The following is a 2,907-nucleotide window of genomic DNA, read 5'->3' on the forward strand; positions in this document are numbered from 1 at the left end:
ATAGCCATTTGCGCAATAATGCCATCAATACATTTTTCATTGCCAAAAGTACAGAACAAGCGAATCATGTTATTTCAAAAAGAATATTACAATTAGGTAAGAAGAAGTTAGCTATACTGAGGCCTGCTTACAACTTTTTTGAAGTCGCTGCTCTGACGATTAAAAAAGAACTTGAACCGAAAGGAGTAGAAGTAGAAATTATTCAAACTAAGCTCAACCAACACGACTATACTACAGAGCTCTCTCTTTTGAGGGATGATGGTACTGATGCCTATGCTTTTTTCGGATATGAGGAACTTGGCTTTGCCATGAAACAGGCGCGTGAATTAGGTATAGAAGCACCTTTTTTCGGTTGTACAGAAATTTTGGATGAAAAGTTCTATACCTTTTCTGAAGGTGAAATCGTAGGAACTGAGTTTAGTTATTTTACCCGCGAAGATGGCAACGCAACTTTGGCCAATGATTTTTTCCTCGACTACAGTGTTGAATATGGGCAGACCCCTCCATCAGATTGGCCACCCATGCAAGCCTATGACGCCATGAATATTTTCATTTCCGCCGTACGCGATGTCAATAAAAAAAACGTAGACAAGGATAACTTAAGTGCTTTCATCACAAAAAACTTAAGCGAAATCAAGAATTACTCTGGCATTTGCGGTTTTTTAAACATGACAGACGATAAAAGTATTCAAGGAATCAATTTTAGTTTATACGAATTGGTAAATAAAGGCGAAACAAAAAAAGTTCGAACGCTGTACGAGTAGCTTATGAAAAAATCATATTACATTCTTCTTATTTCAATTTTTGCTCTACTAGCGCATTCATGTTCAACTGAAAAAATTGAAGAAATCAATATTGCATATATAGGTCCACTTAATGGCACAGCGATTGATTTAGGTATACCCGCAAAAAATGCAATAGCACTGTCCATCAAAAGATACAATGCAAATCGTAAAGATGATCAACCAAAAATCACGTTTCATTGGGCCAATGACAATTGGGAGGGATACAAAGCCGTTAATTTATACGACTCTTTAAACGCACTTCATGATTTAGACATTGTATTCATTAGTAATACAGAGGGCACTATCGCATTACAAGATAGAATTGCTCAGAACAATGACATCCTGATTAACCCATTAAACAGCGATTCTCTTTTGTCTTCTATGAACAAAAACACTTTCACCATTGCTAAGAAAACGGAGGAGGCCAATCAGATTATTGGATTTAGGATTATAGAGTTAGGTTTAAAAAAATCGGCTGTACTTTATTACCCGAATGATTTCATGAGACGTGCCGCTCGCTCTGTTGAGGAGGTTATGGAGCACACAAGCTATTCTTGTAAACTAATAGAGACAGAAAAGGGAGACACCAACTTTATTGAATTATTGCAAGAATTAAAAGAAGAAGAATATGACGCTATTGCATTTTTCGGTTACGCCAATTTTGGATATGCCATGCAACAGGCTCGAAAATTAGGTATAACCGCTCCTTTCTTTGGAAGTACCGTTTTATTAGACACTAATTATTACCACAACGCTCAAGAGAGCATAATCGGAACAGAATGCCCCTACTTCAATTTAGCAGATGGTAATTTTCCGCTAGCCAATGAATTTATTTCCAACTACTATCAAGAATATAATAGAAAACCTATATCAATTTGGCCTGCTCTGCAAGCTTGGGATGCCAGTGAAATCATCTTATCTTTTATAAAAACAGCTAATAACAAGGAAAACTTGACTGATCTCACCACTTACCTCCAGCATTCATTTGCAGATTTAGATTTCTATCAGGGAGTATGCGGGAATATTTCTATGGACCAAAACGGAGCCGCGAAAGGTATCTACTTTAGTTTATACCAATACTCGGATAAAAACACACTCTCTAAAGTTAAACGATGAAAAAAATACGCAACATTCTCTTGTTGAGCTTCTCCCTTTTCTTTGTTTTACTTGCCGTTGTTCTGGGCTTTAATCAATATCTATCGAAAGAAGCTAGTAAAACGAATGAAGTCATTGCAAGTGAAATAACCCCTGCCCTATCTGCACTAAAATCAATCAATGCTTTGAATAGAGAGGGAATGCTATTGTTATTTGATAGATGGACGGATAAAAACAATATTGGTACAAGCAATAGAATTAAACAAATACTTGAGGTAGAGATGCCTCATGCATTGAATGAATTGAACACTATTCAAATTAATTCTCCTTACAAACGCAAACTCATTGACAAAATAGATGAGATAATTTCGAAGATTGAAGTCCGTATACAACGCATGGACGAAATCTTATGGGTTACCCACGATGAACAAACCATACTTAACTCTATAGAACTTAAAAATATTGTTCGAACAGAAATCCCACTGCTCAGTTTTGAACTAAATAACACAACAAGTGAACTCGAAAACCTATACGCCACCAATTTAACCATGTTGCAATCGAGGTTAGAAGAGCACCTGAAAAATGTTTCTAATTTCGTTTTAATTGCCATTGTTGTGGGAAGTATTTTAGGTGTATTTCTCGTTCTTCTCGTTACGAGAACTATTGTTTCACCCATTCATCGATTAATCGAAGCAACAGAAAATGCAGAACCTGGAAAAAGTGGAAGGGCTTTAGATATACAATCCCCCAAAGAATTAGCAGAGTTATCAAAATCATTCAACCGTATGTCTGCCAACCTCGCTTACAGTTACAACGAAATACAACGAAAAAATGAAGAGCTTGAACAGTTTGTTTACATTACTTCTCATGATTTACAAGAGCCGCTAAAAACCCTGAATACCTTAACAGAGCGTTTACAAGTGAAGGCCAAGGATAATCTTGATACTACCTCTAAAAAGTTTTTACAATACATCAATACCTCTACACATCGTATGAGTGCGATGGTGAATGGTTTAATGGAACACAG

The 2,907-nt window shown here is 36.4% G+C and carries 3 protein-coding genes; all 3 read left to right on the forward strand.

From position 1 onward, the window contains the following. Positions 1–764 (forward strand): ABC transporter substrate-binding protein (locus tag R3333_RS13900; protein WP_318959373.1); only part of this gene is annotated, 764 nt, incomplete at its 5' end. A gap of 3 nt (positions 765–767) precedes the next feature. After that, entirely contained in the window at positions 768–1,901 is a 1,134-nt protein-coding gene (locus R3333_RS13905; protein WP_318959374.1) for an ABC transporter substrate-binding protein, read from the forward strand. Beyond that, a partial coding sequence (locus tag R3333_RS13910; RefSeq protein ID WP_318959375.1) for a HAMP domain-containing protein occupies positions 1,898–2,907 on the forward strand: 1,010 nt, incomplete at its 3' end. The genes R3333_RS13905 and R3333_RS13910, both read left to right, overlap by 4 nt.

Source organism: Lishizhenia sp., from assembly GCF_033720595.1.
In the GTDB taxonomy this organism is placed as follows: domain Bacteria; phylum Bacteroidota; class Bacteroidia; order Flavobacteriales_D; family Crocinitomicaceae; genus Lishizhenia.

Bases quoted from the DNA above. Each gene is read 5' to 3' on its own strand.
- R3333_RS13905 (WP_318959374.1), top strand. From the start codon at position 768: ATGAAAAAATCATATTACATTCTTCTTATTTCAATTTTTGCTCTACTA.